The sequence below is a fragment of the Acinetobacter endophylla genome (genome assembly GCF_053543775.1).
The window spans coordinates 19,530-42,212 of record NZ_JBLVOM010000246.1 but is presented as its reverse complement, the minus strand read 5'-3'; the positions used below and the strand labels follow the sequence as shown (position 1 = coordinate 42,212).

Below are 22,683 nucleotides of genomic sequence, written 5' to 3'. Positions count from 1 at the left end.
GGTTTTAACCAATACAAACTTATTATTTTAAGTTAAAATGATTTTAAATTTTTTGGTATATACGGTTATGTTTAACAGTGCTTTTAAGAAACATAAAATAAAAATATGTTTTGGCTTGCCAATCATAATTGTGGTTTCGATCTTAATATTCAAAATCTACTCCTACCCCTTTAAGCCAAGACTCTTAAGCCCCGATTGGATTGAAAGTCGCTACAATGGTTGGGAAGTTGAACATCATGACTTATGGATTGCTACAATTGTGGATGTTGTTGGTCCAAAAACAGTAAAAATTAGAAATCAAAATGGAGAAGAAAAAATTATGGATCTTCTCTATATAAATGCTTTGCAATCTTCGGAAAAAATGAAAAACCTCTATATCAATAGCTTGTCCGGTTATGTTGGCCAACAGCTATTTGTAAAAGGAGATCCAGACAAAGCGCGGTTTAATGGCGTCTTGATCGATGGTAACGGTGAAAATATCAATCTAAACCTAACTTATGTACCAGGTGCGGTATTGGATATGTCATCAACTGCATACATTCATGACCGAGAAAAGCAATTAGTTCCTTATTTCGCGAATATCAATTCAGAAAATAGAACGTTTTAAGTTATAAATTAAGGGATATTAGAAAGGCCAAGCTATGCCAGCACCATTATGTTTCCTCACACTGGAATTTACCGCCAAAGTCAAGAATCCAGTTGATGTGCCTGACATTATTAAGTCGTCTATTTTGACGCGTATTAAAAAGTGCCGCACATCATCAATAGAACAGGCTCAGTATCTTTATAATGCTGAAGAGAGCTACTGGAAGCCAAAAAAACAAGTCACTGAAGAAGCAACTCAATATCATGGCATCACCAATGAAGATTTATTAACGCAAGACTCAATCAATGGTCTAAAGATTAAAAACTATGTTGTGTATTGGGCAAACGTTTATACATTTAGAATTTTGCAAAAAAGCAAAGTGAAGTTTTTTAATCACCGCTTTATCTTTTTAAACAACTTAATCAACGTGATTGGTGAAGATGGTTCCCTACCCATGACAGAATGGGCACGTTTAGCCAGTGCAGCTTCGGGAAATAATGAATTTCCAGAAGAGATACTGACTAACACTAACAATAAGGTCATCTGTTTGACCGTTATATTTGATTATATTTCTGAAAAATTAACATCACTTTATGGTTTGGATCTAAATAAGCATTACGATCTGGTTGCTGCAGTACAATACAACAGTGCTATCAAAGCTAAGAGTCAAAAATCATTAAAGGTTCATAAGCTTATGCGTGATGATTTTAATGAGTTTAAATTGCTTTTAGACAAAGGCATGGAGATTAAGAGAATTAAAAAGGAATATTTTATAAATAATAACTACCTCCCTTAAACCTAAAAGCCACTTTCTTAAAAGTGGCTTTTTTACGTTAAACATAAAATAAACTATCACTAAAACCCTTTTTTAAAATATAATACTTTTAATTTCTATTTTAACTGGTGATACATTGTGAGTTTAATTAAGAAGCAAAAAGACATTCTATCTCACGACCCTCTTGTTTCAATTTTTAGTAACAATGACCTTTTAACAATCTCAGTTGATACGGATTCTGAAGATTTGAATCGTCAACCTAAAAATATAAAAATCCCGAATGCCGATCTTAAAGAGTTAACAATACAAATCAGTGGTTTTGATACTTTAGAAAACAATGATGTTGGTCGTTATTTCACTTGTTCTGGTACCGTAGAGCTCGTTAATACACTAGGTAATGGTGAAGAAAAACGTTTTGTATTAGCAGAGCCAAAAATCAAAGTAAACGTGGCTAAAAAAGGTCATTTACCGCAAACAGAACAAATTAAACAATTGGTTCGTAATGCGTGGATGGATGCATTTAGCTATGGTTGCCAAAACATTAACCAACCTTACCACTATGAAGATGAAACTTGGTTTGAACGCTTCAAAGGTAGCATTATTGGTAAATTTGTACTGATCGTACTTGCCACTTTCTTTGCTGCTTTCATTGGTTTGGCTATTTTTGGTTATGCTGCTGGTAAAAAACAACAGGACCCAACATTAGAAATTGCGAATCAAATTGCTCAAGATCCTGAAGCATTAAAGCAATTGCTGAATCAATATGATCAACAAAATAACCAATCTGGTGCACCTACTCCACAAGCATCACCAGAACAAGCAGCTGAGCAAGAAAGACAGCAAGAAATTAGCTCATTCGGTTTAGATGCTGGATCTAGCGAATAACGCTGATTAAGCAATAAAAAAGCACCTTAGTCATAAATACTTTGGTGCTTTTTTTATGCCTAAATTTATTATGCAAATTTAAAAAGAATCCAAATGATGACGAGATGTACTGGATAGAACCAGTACGCCCACTTCCCCACTGGCGGTAATTCAAAAGGTAAATTCATGTGCTGTCCTTTCAGTAGGAATTGTGCACCAATACACGTTGCAATGGCGCTACTGACAGCAAATGAGAATGCCAAAGAATATGTAGTCATATCCGTATAGTAGCCACCAATCAACCAGTTGAAAATGTTGGCCAATGAAGTGAGCAAGACGCTGATCATTAAAAAGTATTTCTTAGAATGAACGTTGGTTGTTTTAAAGAATAAATACAGGAATACAATTAATAAAACGCCCCACACGCTATACATAATAAAATTAGATAGCAATGTGATCACGACTAACAGAGAGACAAACTGCAGCGTTGCATATTTATGTTTAGATTCCCCTAATACAACAAGCAAAAATCCTAAAAGCAACGTAGGCATGACGTTCAGAGTTGTAAATGGCTCTTGGTTGAATAGTTGATACGGTACTTCTGATAGCACACAAAACAACGCCAAATTTTTAAAATAGTTTTTTAATGTATGGGTTTTCTTTTTAGAAATAGCTTGGTTCAAATTGAATGCAAGCATGATACAAAAAATAGGAAAAGCCCAACGGCCAATCGTCCTCAACAACAGATTATATTGAGGAAATAATATTGATGCGTGGTCAATAACCATGGTCACAATCGCAATCCACTTCAATAGATCCAAGGCTCTATTGCGATCTCGCACGGCGCTTTGGCTAATTACAGCTTCTTGTAGATGAACCATGTGTTATTTTTCGCTAAAGGGTTTGTATAAGCATCACTACGCTGTTTTCGGGTGTTGTTACGATTATCTAAGATCTCAATGCTATTCCAACCTTCGGGATAACCGAGCACCAGGCCAGAGTTATAAAATCTCGTGCGATGACGCTCTTCATCGCCGGCATAAAACAAGTACGCACGAATATCGTTATACGGTCGATGCCCGACCAATACGTTATCTTCATCACGATCAAAGTACTCATAAATTAAATCCGTATATTCACGATTGAAGTATCCGCACTTCTCAAACAGATCTGCACTTGAACGAAAAGTAATAGATTCCTTGGCCAGTGTTTTATTTAAAATCATGCGAGTGACATTACGAGCAAACACGGGCAAATTAAAATGCACAGGCAAATGAATTTCATTTATTTCGGACAAATCAATAGGATCACCAAAAGGATTAGAAAGTTCTAATGCTTTTTGATAAAAGTCCATCCATTGTGCAAGATATTCATCAACAAACTTTTTCTCACCATAATAAATTGGTAATCCATCAACCGTTAAAAGGTTTTGTGGAGGAAAAATATTGTTTCTTAAATCTAAGATGCTTTGTTTTAATTTTGCGATTTCGATTGGATCACTAATCATAACAACTCACTCGAATTAGAGTATTAAAATAATTATATAGGGTTTTAATTAATTGGATATAAGTTTTTAGCTCAGTAAATAAGCATTTTTGTTGTGTGGCGAATTAGAATTGATAAAAAATTTAAAAGAATATTTATTCTAGGAATTATTGATACAATGTATCTAATTTCTTACGAATTAGTATATACAATTGGGATTACTATGCTTACCCCTGATCGAATAGACAAACAAGTTAATTTGGCTGGAATTGACCAGTCGTGGACCAATTTATTAAATCACTTGGACATTGATAGTCATCCTGAATACAACATCGATAAAACTCAGCCATGGTACTTGGCTAATTTTGTAGATTACCTACGCCTACTCAACTTTAAGTTTGATGAATTAAATCTAAGAGAGATTCGTGCAGTAGATTATGACTTGGTAGATTGGTCATTTCTTAAATCTAATCGCCTAAATGGTGCTGAGGTGTTTAAGGACCTAACCATTTATCTGCAGAAACCCAATTTTGTTACGCAATATCCTAAATGTGTACCCATCAATGCTGATGTTCGCGATCGTAAGCTTGCAGAGGTCATTTATGATTACTACAGACGCTTCTTACCGTTTTTCTATTCATTCATTAAATTAATCAGATCAACGCAGCGCTTATCTCTAGAACGTAAATTACCCGTGATTGATAACTTTATGTCTAATTTTGGAGATCTTAGTACTGGTGAGTTTTATTCAAATATTCCATTTGATGATGCAGAGCTCAAAAGGATTTTGAAAAATGGCTTTGAAAAATATAGAGAGCATAAATCAGAACAGCGGTATAGCCGTGCCATCGCAGAGCTAACACCGATGTTTAAAGCTTTGTCTGAATACTTAAAGATTGTGTCTACGGTTAACTACGTGGATCTAGACCTTATTCACTTCTTACACAATGCATTTTTGGGTAAAAACTTTAATGTTTATTCAGATCTATTCGCTTTGGATAAAGAACCTAATTTGTTGGTCAATTTAAGTTGGACATACACAAAAGCATTTCAATATTCATAAATAGCACCATGGTAGTTTATGTGCATCGGCTATATCAAAAGGAAGAAGAATATAGCGATCTTTTAACGAAAGGGCCTGGTCATACCGAAGTTTTGTAGCAGAATCTCTAAAACAAGCTAGGTAAAGTTCAGTCATAAAGTTTCTCTTAAGCTACCTTCTTATTCAGTATGTGTTCGGCTAAGCGCTTGATACCGCCACCGTCCGTAATTAAATGTTCAAATAATTCGCCATTCGGGTTTTTAACTCCTTCCAACTGGCCTTTTTTGATGCCTAAGACATCAGAAATAATTGGATCTGAACCCGAATCAGCCAACAAGTAATATGCCGAGATCTGTTTGATTTGACCGTCACGGTCTAAGCGACCAATACATTGATCATGAACACCAGGCGACCAATCCAACTCACCAAACACAAATGTTTTGCATTTTGAGTGGTACTGCAAGCCATCAAGCCCGGCAGATGAACGTAATGAACTAATGAAGACTTTACTTTCATCATTCAAGAATGCTTGTTTAGATCGTTCCTTAGCTGCAGGTCCTTCCGTACCTGTATACATAACAGGATTGAATTCAGCCAAGCGTTCTAGCCAAATGTTGTACACATCTCGATGCCAACCATAAAGCATGACTGATTCACCAGACTCAACAAGCATACGCACGAACTCAGCGACATACGGCGCTTTGGCGATACCTGTTGCTTGGCGCATCATAATATTGAATTCTTCTGTCGCACGAAGCTTTTGCCCTTGGAATTCCTGAGTAGAGCTTAAAATTACTTTTGCCAGTTCCATTGCCTTGCCCTTAATTTGATCCAGTACTTTAGGATCGCTTTCGACATATTGAGGGATGATTTGTACTGGCGGTAACTCTCGATTTACATCTGCTCGAGTACGGCGCAACATTAGACCTTCATCACGTAAAAACATCCCAAACGCTTTAGGATCATTAATACGTTTTTCTTGTGAACACCACTCACGAGCGAATTCAGTAGCGGTACCTAAGCTATCTGGACGCAATATTTCAATGATGTTGTAGAATTCATCACCGTAGTTATAAATCGGTGTAGCTGATAGACCGAGGCGTAATTCAGCTTGGTCACTAATGAGTTTAGCAGCGGAATACTTTTGCGATGTATAGCCAGTCCGTAACTCTTGGATCTCGTCAAACACTACGTACTTAATCTTTCCGGCAAGATATTCAGCCCAACCGTTCAACTTTGAATAACTGGTGATAATGACATCGGGTGCTGCTTCACCCTCTTTGTGCAATGGATAAGGCGATGCTTTCTTTAGGATGTGACATTTTAGGTGCGGAGCAAAGCGTTCAATTTCATTCTTAATTTGCATTGGAAGATGTGTCATTGTCACAAAAAGCGCCGGGAGCGATTCAGGTAGAATCATCGGACATATTCCACTCGCTGTTTTGCCAAGGCCCAAATCATCCCCCAAGAGCAAACCTTTAACATTAAGTAGTAGATCTGCAGCTGCTCTTTGATACTCATATGGAGGCACAGCAAGATCAAATGTTTTGATCGGACGTTTATAGTCCATCACATCCAAAATATCTTCTTTTAGCGACACATAAGCCTTAGATTGCGCTTTCATGTATTTAAGATCATCAACACGCATTGGATAACGTTCAATAAACCAAAGTAGGTCGTGACAATTAGACGGCGTATCGCTTAACTCAATAAATTTTGATGCATGTTGGCTGACTTTTGGGAATACACGCTTAAGTCGTGTTTTAACATGTGGTTCACATTCAATGTGCCAGTTTTTTTCTTGACGAGAAATGGTGCCGTAAGATTTATACATTAGAAGACCCCCACTAAAATACGATGGCGGTAAATAAATTTATTGTTCAGTTGGATTGGAATGTTATTCACCCAATACGGTGTACCAACCACATAGAGCGCTTTTATGCTGTCATGGCTTAAATAACGATTGATCTGACGCAATAATGCGTTACGTGCACCATCTATTTTTAATTCAACACCCACCTTGCCGACATCAAGCTCAACAGTAAAATCAATGATGTCTTTATTTGATAGACGAACCTCACGTTCATACGGAATCTCATTGGCAATAAACATTTGCTCAATCGCGAGTTGTAGGTCTTTTTCGTTATAAAAACGGTATTTGTGTGAAGAAAACAGAATTCCAAGCTCTTCAATCGTTTTCATTCTGCATCCCCTTGGTCAGCTTTAGCAGCCTTTTTGTTTTTCTTCACCTGGCTTTTATCAATGGATTTTGACGGTACCAGTTCAACTTCACATTCAGTACACGACAATCTAAAAGTAGGACTACACGTTGCACCACGGCCACACTCAGGACACGCAAAAGATGCCCTAGTCTGTTTCTTAGGCTCAGGCTCTTCAAAATTGGCTGAACCAAGCTCTTGATAGAGTGTTTCACCGATCATAGTTTCTTTGAGTACAAAAAACTCGTTATCATCGCCGTTTGGTTGTTCACCCTTATAAAGTTTAACAACCTTAGGTTCTGGTATTGGTTGGTCGTCATCATCTAGCGGATCTTCATCAAAAGCCGTTGGATAATAACCGCCAAGGTTTGCAGCGGTATTTGATATGTCGATTAGTCCGATCGCTACATCAAAGGGATTCATTGTAGTGGGAGTCGGTTCCTCAACTGGCTTCTCTTTTTTAGGTGATTTCAAAGCTGAATTGATTTCATTGCCAAGTAAGGCAATATGAAATAGCTTTGGAGAAGCAGTCGGAATGGACTCCAACAACTGCACTTGCTCTTGAATCATTTCAAGACTGGAAATCGTTTTGGGTGCGTACTTGTCATACCATTTGATGATACGCCCTTCATCGACAAGCTCATTGCACACTTGAATAAACAAGCCATCAGGTACAACGATTTCGGTCATCTTCTCGCCTGTCGTGCGACCTTCTTTTGTGCCGTCATCAGTCATAATCAAACCGATCTCAAGCATAAATGTCGCAAACTCAGCATTGTGATATGAGCGTTTAGATGGCTCACCACAAATGCTTTGTTTCATATGACACATCTCATGTGCATAGCATTTAAAAATGTTAAGCAATGGTTGGGTGCCAAAGTAATCAGGGTTAAGGGCCAGTTCGTGCGTATACGCCGTATCATCTTCTGTCGAAGCAAATCTATTCTCAGACCAATAACCGGTATTTTTGTTGATACGTTGAAGCGTAATCAAACAATCTGGTAATTCATTTTTGAATAGCCTTTCATTGAAACGGTCATACACCAACTGCAGTTCTTCATAAAACTGCAACGTAGTTCTATTCTTTATGTTCATTTTTCAGTCGTCCAAACAGGATCAAACTAGGTGTGGATTGTACAAAACAACGCTTAAAGTTTACGCACAGCTTAAAATACAGTCAATAGTTTAAAATAATCAGCAAAGCATATATTTTTTAAAAAAAAAGTTTCCAACACAAAAATAAGTATCATGAAAGTGTGGGTTTAATGAATTGTGGTTGATTTTCATAATACGAGTATTACGCTTTTTGAGGGTTTTAAGTATATTATAAGCCACTTTTGTTTAATGCACATAGAAGTTACTTTTAGCGTTTATAAATGCTGAATAATACCCTTATTGTCAATAGGGCTTTATTTAAAGTAATGGTTCTTAATAATGCTGTTTATAGAAAACTGGATATCGAAATGAGTCTGAATAACATAAAACTAACAGCCAATTGTTTTGCCCTTACACACCCTGAAAATGAAAAGAACTTGTTCAAGTACATTTTTAGAGAAATGTTTAAACGAAATAAGGTCGAGACATTCTGTTCCGCAAAAGTCATATTTTTTACTGATGGCAAGCACATCTATTTAAGAACGTGCGTATCGGACGTCAAAATCCCAATGGCCAAAGAATACATTGAAATTTCGCACGGTCAGCAAATCACTGGAAAAATCATGGTTCCTCTTAACCGAGAGTGTAGCTTTAACCGTCAAGAAATTGAAGAATACATTTCGGTCCACGGCGAAAAACCCAAAGGCAATTCAGGTAAGAAGCGTAAAAATCTAACTGCAGATGAAGCAGCCGAATTCACCAAAAACGCTCTTAGTAGCAAAGGTCTATTGGATGTCACTATAATTGAGCAACAATGTGGACCACAGCTCAGCATTTTGAATATTCCAGTCCAGACCAGAGATATTTCATTTAGTGCGACTGTTGGGGATTTAGAGCTATTTAAAACAGCATGGCTCAATGGTATTGGTCGTGATAAAAGCTACGGCTTTGGAATGATCCGCTTAGATGGCACTTTGTTTACACCGCCTTGTAATAATAGTGCTCACGCCTAATCGAAAGGACTTTTAAAGTCCTTTTTTAAACGAATTTTTTCAGATATTGATCTGATGTAGATCCTGGTTACTCAACATGAGAAATAAAGATTTAGATCCAAAGATAGGAATACCGCTTAAAGTCATCACAGCGCGATTAGAGCATGTGAAGTTTAACCTCAATGGCTTAATGAAACGTGTAGAAGCTTATGCGATCGCACGACAAAACAGTAAAGATCCGCACGAATGCCTAATCAGTGGTGATGAATGGACATATGCTGCACTAGATTGTCGAGATCCTATCTGGCGTGAACGAATGAAACGCACCAGTACCATTATGGGTGTTCAAGCCACTGGCCAAGAAATCCCACTCTCATTTATCAATCAGCTACCTTGCAACATTGGTGAAATCATTACCCTTGGCTCATGGAGCCTAACCAAAAATATTTATCGGTTTGAAGATCAAGTCATTCAAATGCTTGTGAAGACCGAATATAACCGCAGTATCCCCGGATTCCTATTAAACCTACCTGATATTGCGATCTACGTTCAAACAGATAACGCCAACCTCTATGTGCAAAATGAACAAGTGGTCGGTGTTATTTTTGCGAAAAACACGTTAAACGATCGCAAGGTGCTATTTACCACGGTATATACCGATACTGGCTTAGCAAAAACCATTACCATGCACTTCCCTGATGATGATGATTTTGAATCAACTGTTGAGGACTGCATGACCGATTTCATTGATACGTTTTTTGATGAAAAGAACTTGCCAGATGAACAAGAAATTAACACGTTCATGGAACTGCAGAAGAAGCTAATCAATTTGATTCTATGGTTCAGCCAAAAAGAACCAGATCTCAGACCATTAACACCAGAAACAACACAAGCCAAGCCTAAATTAGAGCTGATTAAGCGTGAATTGCGTTTATTTGAGGCTAATAAGTACAAGCCGACTATTGTTGGTACCGAAACAAATAAAAAGATCAATGAAGCGATCCTAAAGCGCGATGAAGATCTAAAGTCTGGCAACTACAAAGGTACCAAAAAACCACATCCACGGATTCCTCACTGGAACTTTTACTGGTTGGGCAAACGTGGTACCAAAGAAAAATGGGTTAACCATTGGATACCATTTCAGATTGTTGGCGGTGTGCCTAAAGAAAAAGCCACCTAAAAATAGAAAGAGCCCTAAGGCTCTTTTTTTTGGGTTGGTCAAACAAGAATTTCTTTTTCGTTTTTATCTAGATTCATGCTTAAACCTCTTAATAAGCTCACTCGATAATAACAATAGATATGCTTAAATAGCATTTTTTTCCAAAAGAAATTATTAGCGGATTTTATATATTTTTTAAGAAAAGTTTTTGAGCACTTTTATTTATTAAAATTGAATTATTAAGCAAGGAGTTATAAAACATGGCTAAATCAATAGACCAGTTATGGAGTGAATTACAGCAGATTCAATTTGATGAATCTAATTCCCTACCATGCGAATTCCATATCTGGAATAAAGGTGCATATCGCTATCAGATCCTAGATTGGTTTGAAGCAAATTCTGAAAATGGAGTATTAAGCTTGCAAGGCAAAACCCATAAAACCTTATGGGAAGAGTTTGGCAACACCCCGATAAACAATGATGATGAAATCGAAGAAGACTTTCATCTATGGGGCAAGGGTACAGACCGCTTTATTATCTGGCACTGGTTTGATGCCCAATTAGAACACGGTGTAATTAGCTTAATTGAGAAAGGAGTTGCGTAATGGGATTATTTACTTGCCATCACTGTAATAGTGATATTGATACTAACGATAAAAAGTCTGGCCATCAGGTGAATGATGTAATTCAAGAAACCTTTTGTTCTGTTGACTGCAGTATTGAATATCTGGTGCATAACTCACAAAAGATTGCAGTAGATCAATACGGTAGTTTGCCATTAAGCAATGAAAACCTGAATGAATTCATTGAAGCATTTTCAAATGAGGGTGTTGAAGATGATGTCTTAGAACACATCAAAGCTGAACTCTGTTAAGTAGTCGCGCAGCTGCTCTAAACAACACTGACAATGGCATTTAAAAAAAGGGCTTAAATCAATTAAGCCCTTTTCATATTTATACGATAAGAAAACTTTCTAAAGTTTTACCAGATTCAATCTCACGATTTAACCAGGATGGACGTTTACCACGACCGGCCCACACTTCTTTGTGGTTATTCGGGTTGCGATATTTAGGATCTGCTTTAACCACTGGCTTTTTATTTAATTTACGATTTTCGCCGTGCTCATTTAATTCAAGAATAGTTAAGCCTAATTCTTTTGCGATCTCAAACATTTTGAGATAACCATCATCAAGGTTCGTATTCTCTACTACAACAATTTGGTTTTGTGCCTTTTTAATTAGGCATTCTAACTGGTCTTTTCTTAGGTTTTCAATTTCCATAACTAAACTCGAAAAGTTGGTTATATCAAATATACATCAGTGCGTTTTGTTTACAACCGCATACGGTGAATTTAATTGATTAAAATATTCAACTTATTCCATGGCTATTCTAATTTTTAAGCAAAAATTATTCCCACTTTAAATCCATTAAACTAAAAATACATTCAACCTGTTAGGTAAATTAATATGTACAAGTATCTCATGATGAATCTTGCGATTAACGAAACATCAGCACTACCAATTGGTATCCGTATTTGTGATTTTAATATCGGCTTATATGTCTCTAAGAAAATTTCAGAAGTGCCAGCTTTGATGGCATTTGTTAATTACACCCTGTTTAAGTATTCAAGCTATGAGAGTGAAGAACTTGAAGACATTAAAACCTTATTAGAAGAACATGATTTTAAAACTCGCTATGACTCTTGGGAAATCAGCGGTGATTCTTTTTACGTTTTGGGTTTTAAAGAAATTACAAAAGACGAGTTTGAGTTATTGCAAAAACTTGACCTGTTGACCGTGGTAGACGAATACAACTACCACCATAAACTTTTGTCGAGTCATGGTGAGCATAAGTTTGACGAATATTTCAAAGACTTTAACGAGTCTAAAGAGCAAGAAATCTTAAAAAGGTTTAAAGACATTGCGTTCAATTTAAAAACTGACGACTCATTAAACACAGTGTTCGCCCAAGACGTTATAGAATTACTGACTACCTACAAGTTTGGTACAGCTTTAGAACTAATCGACAGTAATCACAGCGATATTAGAAACCGTTTCTACTATAGCCACACGCTTGAGGGTGACTTTGCATCTGGAGCAATTCAGGTCATTATTTCAAATTATAAAGAAACTGGCGTTAAAGAGCCTTACACAGTGGTTGAACCTTTAAATATAGAAATCATGCTTGAAGAAGAACAATGCTTTGATGATGAATATGCAAATCTACTGACTGAATGCCAGTATGTATTAAACCTCATTAAAACCGACTTATACACCAACACTTTTGAATAAACCAAGCCTTTAAGAGAGAAATCTCTTAAAGTTGCGCTTAAAAACGTAAACGATGTTTTTTTAATTGATTAAAAAAGGTTTTTTATTTTTAGCGCTGCAATGGCGCTCGTCATTATTAATTCTTTCTTGATGCTTAAATAAGTATTTTTTAAAAAAACTTTATCCGTTCATATTCTTAATATAATGAAACCTAATCAAGCAAATAGCTTAAAATTTGGAGAAAGCTCATGAATTTAAACCCTAATTTTTGCCCGATCGATTTTAACGAAGTTCACGGCGGTACTGACAATTTACCTTTGTTTTTGGTTAAAGCGTCACGCCAGGATTCTAACGATGACGAGCATAGTGAGTATTTCTTCATTCGTGCACCTCATGAGAACCGTTTGGCTTTCTTCCTTGCCCACATGTTCAAATCACATGTAGATAATGCCCTTTTGACCTTGGAAAACTTGGCTGAAGAAAATTATCAAAATATCCCTGAATTGGAAGAGTTGATGTCTTCATATGGTGTGATTGATGGCGTTGGCGAGGATACGCTTTTTGATTTCCGCGTTAAGGAACTCACACTTGATAAAGCGCTGGAGCTGGTCGAATTCATTGAAATTAACCCACTCAATACTGATATTGTGGGTTCACTATTCTTGGAGGCACTTTAATGAATAGTAGCTTTATCTTAATTAATGAAGCTATGGCGCCTATTCGTAAGAATATGGCGCTTTTGGAAACCCTGTTATCTATGATCAGTACTGCAGATCAAGACCACGGCGACCAAAGCCCAAGCTTCCACATTAATATCCATGCTGGTATTGAATTGCCTGATCATGAAATTGCATATACCACTTTAAAAGGTTTTGCAGAGCTGACCGAAGATCATAATCTTTGTATCTATATGAATCCTGAGCTGTCAGAAAATGGCTTTATGTTGCTATCCACTCAAAACGTGGTACCTGATTGCTATGACAATTCTATCTTTGTAGATCTGTCGAATCAGTTATGCAACTTCTTCAATCAAGAAGTACAGCAGTTAAACGATCAAGCGCAAACGGCGTTAAAGCTGTTGTTACAGCATAAAATCAATGGAACAGCGATTCGCACGTTCAACCCTGAACAATTGCAGATCTTACAGAAAATCGCTGCATTAGATAGCTTCATGCTCGATGACCAGCGCGATTGGTTTTACTTTTCCGAAGTGACCATTGATAACGCCTATAAAGACATGAAAAAAGGTTTAGAACTGTTGGTTCTCAACGAAGATATTAAGGATGCACTTAAACAGCTACTTGATGCAAACAACATGGAGTTTTGTGATTTACCAATACTCGTGGTTTTGTATCCCCTACTGGTTAAGTCTGAAGAAAATAACGAACTGGTACAGGCTTGCTTAAGTCATCTCATTGGCAACAACTTAATCAATGAGCCGTTTATTGCTGGTGTACAACTTGAAGCTGGTGCATTTAATAGCGAAATGAACACCTATACTTTATTGCCACACATGAAAGCAGTAAAAGAATTGCTGATAGATATTGAAGCAGATCTCACAAAAGTTTAACCGTTTTACCTGAGCTCATTGCTCAAAACCTTGGAGTTGTTATGGATACTATTGTTCGTGTTAAATCAGTTGGTGTTTTAGGTCTATCATCTAAAATCACGACATTTGTAATCGACATCGAGCTTGATGGCGGTAAATTAAAAATTGAAGATCAATTGCTTCATTTTAAGAATACTTTACGTACAAGCTATCGAGAATATGATGAAAGTTTAGCGATCGTAAACAATAAGGCTATACTTTCCAATTTAGACAATGCAGTAAAACCAAACGAATTGCATGCTTTAGTTGATGATTATATCGACTCAGTTTGGGTAACAGATGCCAATAAAAACACCACTCAACAGCGCCGTGCGTCACTTGGTTTGCACAATCCAACGATAAAAGACAAAGGTGTTTTGAAAGAAGCCCTTTTAAGTGAAGTGAAGTTAGCCTACAAAAACTATATCAATCAGAACGTAGAAGCCTGATCAGATCGGAAGTATGTTGCGACCAGCATACTTCTTTTTTTTTGAACCTTAGCCTAGAATCATCCAATATCATCGCTTCATACCAAGAAAATCATGCCTTATCTCATATATTTAATGTTCCTTGCGTTTGCAAGCGCCGTAATTTTAGTAAAAAAGGCTTATGGTCTTAACATCCAATTATTTGCAATGGGGATTGTCGTCATCATTGGACAATTGGCAATTTTTTGTTTTATCAACGCAGCGATTAACATCAACAATGAAAAACAACATCGCAATGCCGTCAAAACCTTGCACTATGGCGCTTCATTTTCATTAATTGTGGTCACTACACTGGTCTATTTATATAAGTATGTGTTGCACAAACAGGAATATTTGACCATGGCAATTTACTTTTTAGGAACGTGGTTTGCCATCACCCTTTTAGACTCAGTGTTTAAGTTGATCAAAGTTGGTATTTTTAATAGCAAGAAAGACAGTGCTGAAGTTGTGAACTCAACGCGTAAAGTGACGGTAATTACATTAGCGATCTGTATGTTTGGGTATTACTTATTTAGCAAATATGCATTAAACATTAACGTACTAAACTAGACATCTTGTAAGGAAAACCGCACCTAATACACAAGCGCAATAACCAGCAAAAAAGAACATCCTTTTAATTATTACGCTAATCTTTTCCGTCACAGCACTGTTATAAACAAAAAACACAATCATAGACATTAAAACGATCGTGCAGGCGAATAAGGTAAAACCAATTAAATAAGTAAAAGCAAAGTCAAAGTTTAATACCACTGGAAAACCAATAGATACAGCCATTAAAGCTATTGTACTTGATGCATTCATATCTTAAAGCCCATCTAGCAACTGGCTTAATCGTAGCGATAAATAAGGTTTAAAACTGAAACTTTATGATTGAGATTGGTCAATGCACATTACCAAAATGTGCTTGGTATATACCAGAAAGCAAAGAACCAGACGCAAAACGCCTGGCTCTTTAAAATTGAAAGGTGAATAAAAAAACACAAAACACTTGAACGCATTTCTTATTCAAGGTCAGTTTAATTAGATTTTTTGCCCTTGTCTATGTAATGTAAAAGTGGACAGCATTAAAACAATCTATATTTTTTGAAAAAAGTTTTAAAAATGTACAGTGAAATATAATGAATGTATGAGCTCAATGCTCACCATTTGGAGAAATTATATGAACTTTGAAATCTTATCTAAAACAAAAGTTGTCGGTCTACAAGAAAATTCTCTCACCTCTTTTCAAAATTTTATGTTGGAAAATATTGCATGGGATAGCCAAGTCCGTGCTGATTATTACCAGTCAAATAAGAATACTGTACTGCTGGAGCTACCAGTACGTTTACGCCGTGACATTCAAATCGAAAACATCAACGGCGCTTTAGATGCACAAGTTGATTTTGAGCTGATCTACAAGCAAGACCAAGGCAAGTTGGTATCTTCATTGGTCGTTGATACGCAGTACTTGTTATGTATAGATGATCAGGATATTAATCTTTGGTCAATCGACAGCGAACTCAGTTTCTTACAAGAAGCTGACCGCAATCACCTTAAGAAGCTTATGCGTCATTGTGATGATCGTTTCCATGCGTGGATGCGCGAGATTAAGTCTTACTTCAATCGTTTGACAGTACAGCCGTTGCATCTTGATATGCAGATCAAAATACGCAAGATCGTAGGCTATACAGCGGTGCTACCTAAGACCTTTCCATAAGGTTTTAGGTGTCAGTATAAAAACAAATAGACCGCAATTAAGCGGTCTATTTTTTTTGCCTAAAACGGCGTTAACAGATCTATGTAATATTTAGCCCTTAAAACTATTGGCAAGTATCTGAATAACGCTCAGCACTTCCAAAGAATGATTTACCCTGATTGTCCACGATGTCTACATACAGATCTGGTTTAACTGGAGCATTGGCGAATACAGAGCAATAAAACGGATGAATCTTTTCATTCACAAAGCGGTTTAAAGAGTCAGTTTCATCAGAAGAGTATTTATCTGCAGTTTTGCTAGACATCTGAACGTTCATATTAAAGTGTTTTGAATACTTCACTTTTTTAAGTACCGCACCAGTTTCAATCTGGTACGGTGTTTTAGTGTTAAGTAAACGCTCAACTTTACGTTTGTTTTCAGCAGTAGGAGAAAGCGCAACAGCAGATTTTAAGCTGTTTGTATTCAGGTTATTTAAAGAACTATTAGCTAAAACAGCGCACGACATAGACACTGAGATTATTGCAACTGCAGATAGTTTTAGTGTTTTGAATACGTTCATGTTTAACGACTTTCCTGTATATACTTAAATTATATACTTAATATACGATATTTGATTTTTTTGGAATTTTAATCTTATTTGATTTTGTTAATCGGTATATACCAATAAGATTGTTTATACGCAATTTAGCAAGAATCGCCCCCTTGTTTGGGGTTACAATTATTGTAATTTACAGATTGTTGATACAGGAAACCGATATGTCTGAAGAAGTAAAATACGAAGACCGTGTACGTGCTGCATACCGTTCTGCTCAAGGCAATGTAGCTCAAGAGTTCTCCCCTCACATTGTTAAAGCATGTGAAGCATCATCAAACGCACGTATGGAGCGCTTAGCAACTGGTCAAACAACATTTGACGAGGAAGAAGCTGCATTGATGAAGAAATGGAATGCACTTAAAAACAAAGCCTAATCATCGCGAATACAACCTAATCTAGCTTACAGCGGATTACCAAACCCAATCACTCATAAGTAGAACAATATGGACGATAAACTTGAGTTTTATTTAGATGCGAAAGACATCTTATCTCAACCTACCAGTTGCCAAGCGCAAGGCGACTATAAAAAGGCACTGGAAAAAGAAATCACGGAACATCGAATAGCGAAAATGGAAATTTCGCCGTTACGTGGCAATTACGATCTCGACCACCTCTCTAAAATCCATGAAAAAATCTTTGAGCATATTTACGATTGGGCTGGAGAAGTGCGTCTGGACGACATTTCTAAACGTGCGATCGACCCGAACGGTAATTATGAAATCGGTCATTTCCTAGATAAAAACCTGATCCCTGATGAACTGAATAAGTTCTCACAGGCGGTTAAAGAAAAAGACCACCTGAAAGGTTTGGACAAAGACCAGTTTGTGCAAGAGTTCACTCAGCTTTATGCCAAGTTAAATGAAGCTCACCCTTTTGAAGAGGGTAACGGTCGCGCTGCTAAACTGATGATGAACCAGCTGGCGAATGATGCTGGTTACACCATGGTATATAGCAAGGTCGCCGTATCAGATTGGAACTATGCGTTTAAACGTTCACTGACAGATCAAGAGCTTTATGTCGGTGAAAACTATGAAAACCTAGAACCGATGGAACAAGACCTCTCTTACCTTTTAAAAGTCATGGACAATATCATTGAACCATACGATCTAGTCCTGAAGCTTGAAAATACGGAAGAACAAGAGCAAGAACAGGAAAATGACCAGGATAAATCAAATGATGATGATTCACCGAGTTACGGATAATTAGATTAATCTGTATACGATAGCTTTTAATTGATTAAAAGATTCTTGAAAAAAGAATCTTTTTTTTTTGAGAAAAATTTATAATGAAGTGACTCAGATTAAAATAAAACCTTAGGAAAATATTGTCCGAAACTTGGAGATGAATAATGAATAACACAGCACATCAATTTGCAAATAAAGTGGTCGCTCAATACCAATTTACAAACGGAAGTGATTCAAGTCTGAATCATTTAATTATCGGCAACAGCACCGCAGAAATTATCGACACCTTAATTTATATGCTTTTCTCAAGCCATGCTGAAACCTATGACGATGGCGTTGTTTGGTTTAAATCAGTGGACGCAATTAATGTTGAGAAGTCTTACATTACTTACAACAGTCGTGAAAACTGCATTTTTGCTTATTTTGTGTTTGATAAAAATCCATTAATGCTGAAAACAACCACATTGCATATTGATAATGTTTGTTACTTTGGATGTGAAAGCGACACCACCAATAAAACCATCGAATTTTTAGAAAAATTCAAAGTTCGTGTATCCCTTGCTAAAGAGTGCCACAAGTTCAAATTCAATACTGAGCATCATGAAACCTTGATGCATGAAACCATCAAAACCTTAAAAACTATCTATGAAGAACATAACGACATGGATGCCGAAAAGTTATCTCAACACCATGACACAACTCATTTAGTTAACACATTTCTTGCTTAACCGTACACCATACAATAAACAAAACCCGAAAAAGGATATAACAATGCTATTAGGCGCTTTAAAACAATCTCTAAGCTCAGTCATCGACATGAACCGCTACACCGCCCTTTGCTCACATGTGGAGGGTGAAAACTTGCCGTTATGCGCTCAATTTCGTGTACTTAAATATATCTTTGGTGTGCATGGTCTAAGCGCACTTAAAAATTACAAAGAAGTTGAACACATTGACGAAGCCTTTTTGAAAAAACACTTCCTACGCATGATGAACTATGACTTTGAAGCAGTCATATACCTTGCTATGGTCGGCATGCGCGAACTTATCTTAGAAGCTGATGCTTTTGACCATGACGGCGAACAAAACACCCAAAATGAGCTTAAACAAGCATTCCAATACGTTTCAGAAAATGACGTTCGTAATTTTGCTTATGTCACTCACATGGGCTATTCAGAAAAGTATTTCAACTGGAATATCATTCGCCACCAGTCTAAAGATGAAGCGGATAATCCCCTCACCTTTTGGTTATTTAAGAATGCAATGTATTCACTATTTTTCAACTTAGCCAATCGGGAATAATGCCCCAACTCATTAAGAGTATTTAAGTCCGAACTTAAGTACTCTTTTTTTTGCATTAGAAAAATAGACCGGTATATACGCTGTCTAAGCATGGCTTAAAACGTATACGATGATTTTAATTGATTAAAATATTTTAAATATCCTTTACGTGTTTTAGGTCGGTTAATTAATTCCAATAAAGTTATTCATTAGTATTTTTTAAATAAAATGACTCTATCGAAAGCAATTGCTTAAAACTTGGAGTCCTCTAATGCATCAACTAGATAAGCTAAATCATTTAAAAAATATTATTAAGCAAGTACCACATGAACGTTTTGATCTGGACAAATGGCGCACGGATTCAAAAACCGAAAATGTGACTTTTGCTCAGCTTTTACTTAGTGATGCTGATTGTTGCGTCATGGGTTGGGCGACAGCTGATGCTACTTTTAGAAGACTTAACTTCATGTTGTTTGACGGCGTTCCCCTTTATGCGCCATTCCGTGCGAATACTGGTGAGCCATTCACTTATGAAGAACTCAAAACAAATGTTGTTTATCGCGGTTCTGAAGCAGTACGTGAGTTTTTTGGACTCAATTATGAAGATGTCGATCATATTATTTTTGAGAGCAACTACGCTTTTGAAGACCCAATCAAAGACGAGATTATTGATCATATCAACCATGTTATTGATCGTGTAAACATCCGTCCACAAGACCTTGACCATTTGTTATCTAGCTCAATTGTTGCACTGGATAAAGAAGTCCGTGAGTTCACTTTAAATGATGATGAAGTCCGTGAAATATCTGTTGTGGTTGATTGCTTCAATAAGTTTTTCCCCGATGGTGCTTATCTTGAGTTTATTGCTACGGTCAACGTACCAGGTGATTGTGATCCACTGGAATACATCGCCAGCAATTACAACATTAAAGAGCCATTAGCTTTCGTTCCTAAGCCGAATGAAGCATTAGAAGAATATCTGGAAACATACCCGATCGAATATCTCATGCATAACTGGCAAGAGGATTTCATTTCGCCGTATGACGAAATCATTAATCAACGTTTAACGCATATCGCATTGCAAAATTTAAATAACGCAAAAGTAGTTCAATAAGGAAACCTACCCATGAAAATTGAAAATCCGCAATTCGTCAGTGCCATCAACGAACTTGGCTTTTACTTGCCACAGCAAGTACAACAGATACCGAACACCACAGAAGCCGGTTTTCGTGTGTATGTGATCGATACAGCAAAACATACCAACATCGAGGCACTAATTAGTGCTATTGAGAATGTCAGTATCACTTCACAGCCCTTTTATTTTCAAGATGATTACGACATGGGCGTGTTTTTTGAGGGATTTAGTTTCTTCTTGCCTATGCTCATTACACAAGACAGTGATGCACCTTTACCACTGTTCTTAATTCAACTGGATTTGTAAGTCCAACAGCGGTACGTGCGCCAGTATGTACCGCTACCCCTTTTGGCACACCGCCTAAAACTTGGAGCAGATATGAACAAAGCAACGACCGTTGAGCGTTTAGAAAAGCTGATTGAGCTAGTGATCGAGGTCATTCCTGATGAAAGCTTTGATTTCGACATTTGGCGTGATTATGACGCAAGCCATACAGAACAACACACCGATTTCTTTTCAGGTTTCACCACTGAAGAATTGTTAGATAAAAATATTGTAGGATGCCTGATTGGTTGGGCTACGTCTGTCGAGTATTTCCAAAATCTAGGTTTCAATTTTCATGGTTCTGTTGGGCCAATCTTCATGTATGAAAAAATACTCAGCAATGAAGAGCTAAAAGATGCGCCTGTTGTCACTGTACCAGTCGTTTACCAGTGGAAAGCAGTACGTGAGTTTTTTGGCATCACTCAGGAAGATGCTTTGGTGATGTTTAGCTATGACAATTACGACCAGGCCAAAATTGATAAGGACACAATGATTCGATTTATTGAACGCATCATCCAAAAATATAAGTAACCACCGAAACGGCGCAATGCCGTTTTGCTAGGCGTTATAACCGCTTACGATGGATTTTATTTGATTAAAATATCTCGATATTTTTAAATTTTGAGAAAAGTTTTTCCCCTGGTACACCCCTCTATACTTAATCCATAGCAAGCAAGGCACAAAGCCTTAAATCTGGAGTAAGTCGAATGAATACAGCGCATAAGTACGATGATCAAGTCATCATCCCCACAATAGCCGGGCAACTGGAGTTGCTGTCTGGTACCGATCTAAACAAAGAACTGGCTGAGCATGTTTTTCATGAAGCACCAGACATCGATCTAAGTATCTATGACATTTTTATTGTCTGCTTAAGTGGCGGTAAGGATTCGATTGCAGCGTATTTACGCTTACTGGATGCTGGAGTAGATAAAAGCAAAATTGAGCTTTGGCACCACAAAATTGATGAAGAAAACCAGCCGTTCATGGATTGGGTGTTCATGGAAAACTATACCAAAGCATTCGCTCAGGCATTCGACACACCATTGTACTTCAGTTGGCTCGAGGGCGGTTTCCTTGGCGAAATGCTCAAAGAAAACAGCTACTCAAAACCCCACTTCGTAGAAACACCAGAGGGCTTAATTAAGCTTGAACGCGATAACAACCGCAGTAAACCAGGCACACGCTTGAAGTTCCCACAACAAGCAGCCAGCCTCATGACGCGCTGGTGTTCTTCAGCGTTAAAGATCGATGTCGGACGCAGAGCATTGAACAACCAAGAACGTTTTGACGGCAAGAACATTTGTTTTATCACTGGTGAACGCCGTGAAGAGTCACCAAACCGCAGTAAGTACAACCAGCTAGAACCGCACCCATGCGACCGTAGAAGCGGTAAGAAAGCAAGACGCGTTGACTGGTGGAAGAACGTGCTTCACTTCACTGAAGAGCAAGTATGGGCGTTACTGGAGAAGTACAAGGTTACGCCACCAGTGCCATATCGCTTAGGTTGGGGCCGTAGCTCATGCATGACCTGTATCTTCAACAGTCCTAAAATCTGGTCAACCATCAGCACCTACTACCCTGAACGCGCTCAGCTGATCGCTGGTTATGAACAAAAGTTTGACTGTACGATCAGTCGCTCAAAGATCGATGTCGTCAGTCTGAGCAATCGCATTGAGCCATTCGACATTCAGGATATGGAAGCACTGGTACAGTCCAAAATTGAAAGTTATTACCTACCAGTGTTCACGGATAACTGGACGGTTCCACCAGGCGCATTCAACAAGGAGGGTTGTGGATCGCTGTAAATTAGGGTGCCTTTTGGCACCTTTTTAGGATGAAAACCGCAAGCGATGTTTTTTAATTGATTAAAAATGGTTTGGAATAATTTTGTTTTTGAATAAGTTT

At 37.4% G+C, this 22,683-nt stretch carries 29 protein-coding genes; 22 read left to right on the top strand and 7 right to left on the bottom strand.

Translation table 11 applies throughout. The annotated features are described in order from the left end of the window. Positions 1-67 precede the first annotated feature (67 nt). The 3 genes from ACNPNW_RS12485 to ACNPNW_RS12475 all read left to right on the top strand — a co-directional run bounded on the left by ACNPNW_RS12485 (position 68) and on the right by ACNPNW_RS12475 (position 2,246). Complete coding sequence (locus ACNPNW_RS12485) at positions 68-607, top strand: hypothetical protein (RefSeq protein WP_024160732.1); 540 nt, start codon at positions 68-70, stop codon at positions 605-607. A 34-nt stretch (positions 608-641) separates the two neighbouring features. Beyond that, entirely contained in the window at positions 642-1,382 is a 741-nt protein-coding gene (locus tag ACNPNW_RS12480; protein ID WP_044111932.1) for a hypothetical protein, read from the top strand. 117 nt (positions 1,383-1,499) lie between these two features. Further along, positions 1,500-2,246, top strand: a complete 747-nt coding sequence (locus ACNPNW_RS12475) for a hypothetical protein (RefSeq protein WP_024160733.1) — start codon at positions 1,500-1,502, stop codon at positions 2,244-2,246. A 68-nt stretch (positions 2,247-2,314) separates the two neighbouring features. Here ACNPNW_RS12475 and ACNPNW_RS12470 read toward each other — a convergent pair whose 3' ends face one another. Both ACNPNW_RS12470 and ACNPNW_RS12465 read right to left on the bottom strand, forming a co-directional pair. Then, positions 2,315-3,106: a TraX family protein gene (locus ACNPNW_RS12470; protein ID WP_038350041.1), complete on the bottom strand. Its 792-nt coding sequence runs from the start codon at positions 3,104-3,106 to the stop codon at positions 2,315-2,317. Further along, positions 3,082-3,732, bottom strand: a complete 651-nt coding sequence (locus ACNPNW_RS12465; protein ID WP_024160879.1) for a hypothetical protein — start codon at positions 3,730-3,732, stop codon at positions 3,082-3,084. The genes ACNPNW_RS12470 and ACNPNW_RS12465 overlap by 25 nt, the downstream gene beginning before the upstream one ends. Positions 3,733-3,933: 201 nt before the next feature. Between ACNPNW_RS12465 and ACNPNW_RS12460 the strand changes: the two genes are divergently transcribed. Continuing rightward, positions 3,934-4,773 carry a hypothetical protein gene (locus ACNPNW_RS12460; RefSeq protein ID WP_227553478.1) on the top strand — a complete coding sequence of 280 codons (840 nt, stop codon included), beginning with the start codon at positions 3,934-3,936 and terminating at the stop codon, positions 4,771-4,773. A 145-nt stretch (positions 4,774-4,918) separates the two neighbouring features. Here ACNPNW_RS12460 and ACNPNW_RS12455 read toward each other — a convergent pair whose 3' ends face one another. Genes ACNPNW_RS12455 through ACNPNW_RS12445 form a run of 3 tightly spaced genes read right to left on the bottom strand, consistent with a single transcriptional unit; the run spans position 4,919 to position 8,066 of the window. Further along, complete coding sequence (locus ACNPNW_RS12455) at positions 4,919-6,586, bottom strand: SNF2-related protein (protein ID WP_005006110.1); 1,668 nt, start codon at positions 6,584-6,586, stop codon at positions 4,919-4,921. Further along, on the bottom strand, positions 6,586-6,954 hold the full coding sequence (locus tag ACNPNW_RS12450; RefSeq protein ID WP_005006108.1) for a hypothetical protein: 369 nt from the start codon (positions 6,952-6,954) through the stop codon (positions 6,586-6,588). Before ACNPNW_RS12450 ends, ACNPNW_RS12455 begins: the two co-directional genes overlap by 1 nt. Next, positions 6,951-8,066 carry a SprT-like domain-containing protein gene (locus ACNPNW_RS12445; RefSeq protein ID WP_005028515.1) on the bottom strand — a complete coding sequence of 372 codons (1,116 nt, stop codon included), beginning with the start codon at positions 8,064-8,066 and terminating at the stop codon, positions 6,951-6,953. Before ACNPNW_RS12445 ends, ACNPNW_RS12450 begins: the two co-directional genes overlap by 4 nt. A 281-nt stretch (positions 8,067-8,347) precedes the next feature. Here ACNPNW_RS12445 and ACNPNW_RS12440 point away from each other — a divergent pair, with 281 nt between their 5' ends. The 4 genes from ACNPNW_RS12440 to ACNPNW_RS12425 all read left to right on the top strand — a co-directional run bounded on the left by ACNPNW_RS12440 (position 8,348) and on the right by ACNPNW_RS12425 (position 11,091). After that, positions 8,348-9,079, top strand: a complete 732-nt coding sequence (locus tag ACNPNW_RS12440; RefSeq protein WP_063454684.1) for a type I-E CRISPR-associated protein Cas6/Cse3/CasE — start codon at positions 8,348-8,350, stop codon at positions 9,077-9,079. Positions 9,080-9,155: 76 nt separating this feature from the next. Continuing rightward, positions 9,156-10,238 carry an AcrVA2 family anti-CRISPR protein gene (locus ACNPNW_RS12435; protein WP_005006100.1) on the top strand — a complete coding sequence of 361 codons (1,083 nt, stop codon included), beginning with the start codon at positions 9,156-9,158 and terminating at the stop codon, positions 10,236-10,238. Between the two features lie 239 nt (positions 10,239-10,477). Continuing rightward, a complete protein-coding gene (locus ACNPNW_RS12430; RefSeq protein ID WP_005006095.1) occupies positions 10,478-10,822 on the top strand; it encodes a hypothetical protein in 345 nt (114 codons plus the stop codon). After that, the gene (locus ACNPNW_RS12425) at positions 10,822-11,091 is read left to right on the top strand and encodes a hypothetical protein (RefSeq protein WP_005028520.1); all 270 of its coding nucleotides are present in this window, start codon (positions 10,822-10,824) and stop codon (positions 11,089-11,091) included. The genes ACNPNW_RS12430 and ACNPNW_RS12425 overlap by 1 nt, the downstream gene beginning before the upstream one ends. Before the next feature lie 79 nt (positions 11,092-11,170). On the opposite strand, the gene ACNPNW_RS12420 is transcribed toward ACNPNW_RS12425, so the two are convergent. Continuing rightward, entirely contained in the window at positions 11,171-11,497 is a 327-nt protein-coding gene (locus ACNPNW_RS12420) for an H-NS histone family protein (protein ID WP_448767005.1), read from the bottom strand. 201 nt (positions 11,498-11,698) lie between these two features. On the opposite strand from ACNPNW_RS12420, the gene ACNPNW_RS12415 reads away from it, so the two are divergent. The 6 genes from ACNPNW_RS12415 (at position 11,699) to ACNPNW_RS12390 (ending at position 16,259) form a co-directional block, all read left to right on the top strand. Further along, entirely contained in the window at positions 11,699-12,508 is an 810-nt protein-coding gene (locus ACNPNW_RS12415) for a hypothetical protein (protein WP_223213866.1), read from the top strand. Positions 12,509-12,735: 227 nt separating this feature from the next. Beyond that, positions 12,736-13,164, top strand: coding sequence for a hypothetical protein (locus tag ACNPNW_RS12410; protein ID WP_005006083.1), 429 nt, complete (start codon positions 12,736-12,738; stop codon positions 13,162-13,164). After that, the gene (locus ACNPNW_RS12405) at positions 13,164-14,057 is read left to right on the top strand and encodes a hypothetical protein (RefSeq protein WP_005006080.1); all 894 of its coding nucleotides are present in this window, start codon (positions 13,164-13,166) and stop codon (positions 14,055-14,057) included. Before ACNPNW_RS12410 ends, ACNPNW_RS12405 begins: the two co-directional genes overlap by 1 nt. A 41-nt stretch (positions 14,058-14,098) precedes the next feature. Next, positions 14,099-14,524: a hypothetical protein gene (locus ACNPNW_RS12400; RefSeq protein WP_005006077.1), complete on the top strand. Its 426-nt coding sequence runs from the start codon at positions 14,099-14,101 to the stop codon at positions 14,522-14,524. A gap of 93 nt (positions 14,525-14,617) precedes the next feature. Next, positions 14,618-15,112, top strand: a complete 495-nt coding sequence (locus ACNPNW_RS12395) for a hypothetical protein (RefSeq protein ID WP_228199072.1) — start codon at positions 14,618-14,620, stop codon at positions 15,110-15,112. Positions 15,113-15,722: 610 nt separating this feature from the next. Next, positions 15,723-16,259 carry a hypothetical protein gene (locus ACNPNW_RS12390; RefSeq protein ID WP_032056393.1) on the top strand — a complete coding sequence of 179 codons (537 nt, stop codon included), beginning with the start codon at positions 15,723-15,725 and terminating at the stop codon, positions 16,257-16,259. Between the two features lie 103 nt (positions 16,260-16,362). Here ACNPNW_RS12390 and ACNPNW_RS12385 read toward each other — a convergent pair whose 3' ends face one another. Next, positions 16,363-16,818 (bottom strand): hypothetical protein, encoded by a 456-nt coding sequence (locus ACNPNW_RS12385; protein ID WP_005006073.1) that lies wholly within the window; start codon positions 16,816-16,818, stop codon positions 16,363-16,365. A 197-nt stretch (positions 16,819-17,015) separates the two neighbouring features. Between ACNPNW_RS12385 and ACNPNW_RS12380 the strand changes: the two genes are divergently transcribed. The 8 genes from ACNPNW_RS12380 (at position 17,016) to ACNPNW_RS12345 (ending at position 22,583) form a co-directional block, all read left to right on the top strand. Next, a complete protein-coding gene (locus ACNPNW_RS12380) occupies positions 17,016-17,228 on the top strand; it encodes a hypothetical protein (RefSeq protein WP_005006071.1) in 213 nt (70 codons plus the stop codon). Between the two features lie 69 nt (positions 17,229-17,297). Beyond that, positions 17,298-18,056 (top strand): Fic/DOC family protein, encoded by a 759-nt coding sequence (locus ACNPNW_RS12375; RefSeq protein WP_005006069.1) that lies wholly within the window; start codon positions 17,298-17,300, stop codon positions 18,054-18,056. 146 nt (positions 18,057-18,202) lie between these two features. Continuing rightward, positions 18,203-18,766 (top strand): hypothetical protein, encoded by a 564-nt coding sequence (locus ACNPNW_RS12370; protein WP_063454734.1) that lies wholly within the window; start codon positions 18,203-18,205, stop codon positions 18,764-18,766. A 43-nt stretch (positions 18,767-18,809) separates the two neighbouring features. After that, on the top strand, positions 18,810-19,340 hold the full coding sequence (locus tag ACNPNW_RS12365) for a hypothetical protein (protein ID WP_005006061.1): 531 nt from the start codon (positions 18,810-18,812) through the stop codon (positions 19,338-19,340). A 250-nt stretch (positions 19,341-19,590) separates the two neighbouring features. Next, positions 19,591-20,433, top strand: a complete 843-nt coding sequence (locus ACNPNW_RS12360) for a hypothetical protein (RefSeq protein ID WP_005006057.1) — start codon at positions 19,591-19,593, stop codon at positions 20,431-20,433. 12 nt (positions 20,434-20,445) lie between these two features. Beyond that, entirely contained in the window at positions 20,446-20,760 is a 315-nt protein-coding gene (locus ACNPNW_RS12355; protein WP_005006055.1) for a hypothetical protein, read from the top strand. 72 nt (positions 20,761-20,832) lie between these two features. After that, complete coding sequence (locus ACNPNW_RS12350) at positions 20,833-21,309, top strand: hypothetical protein (RefSeq protein WP_005006052.1); 477 nt, start codon at positions 20,833-20,835, stop codon at positions 21,307-21,309. 176 nt (positions 21,310-21,485) lie between these two features. Then, positions 21,486-22,583 carry an adenine nucleotide alpha hydrolase family protein gene (locus tag ACNPNW_RS12345; protein ID WP_005028536.1) on the top strand — a complete coding sequence of 366 codons (1,098 nt, stop codon included), beginning with the start codon at positions 21,486-21,488 and terminating at the stop codon, positions 22,581-22,583. Positions 22,584-22,683 lie beyond the last annotated feature (100 nt).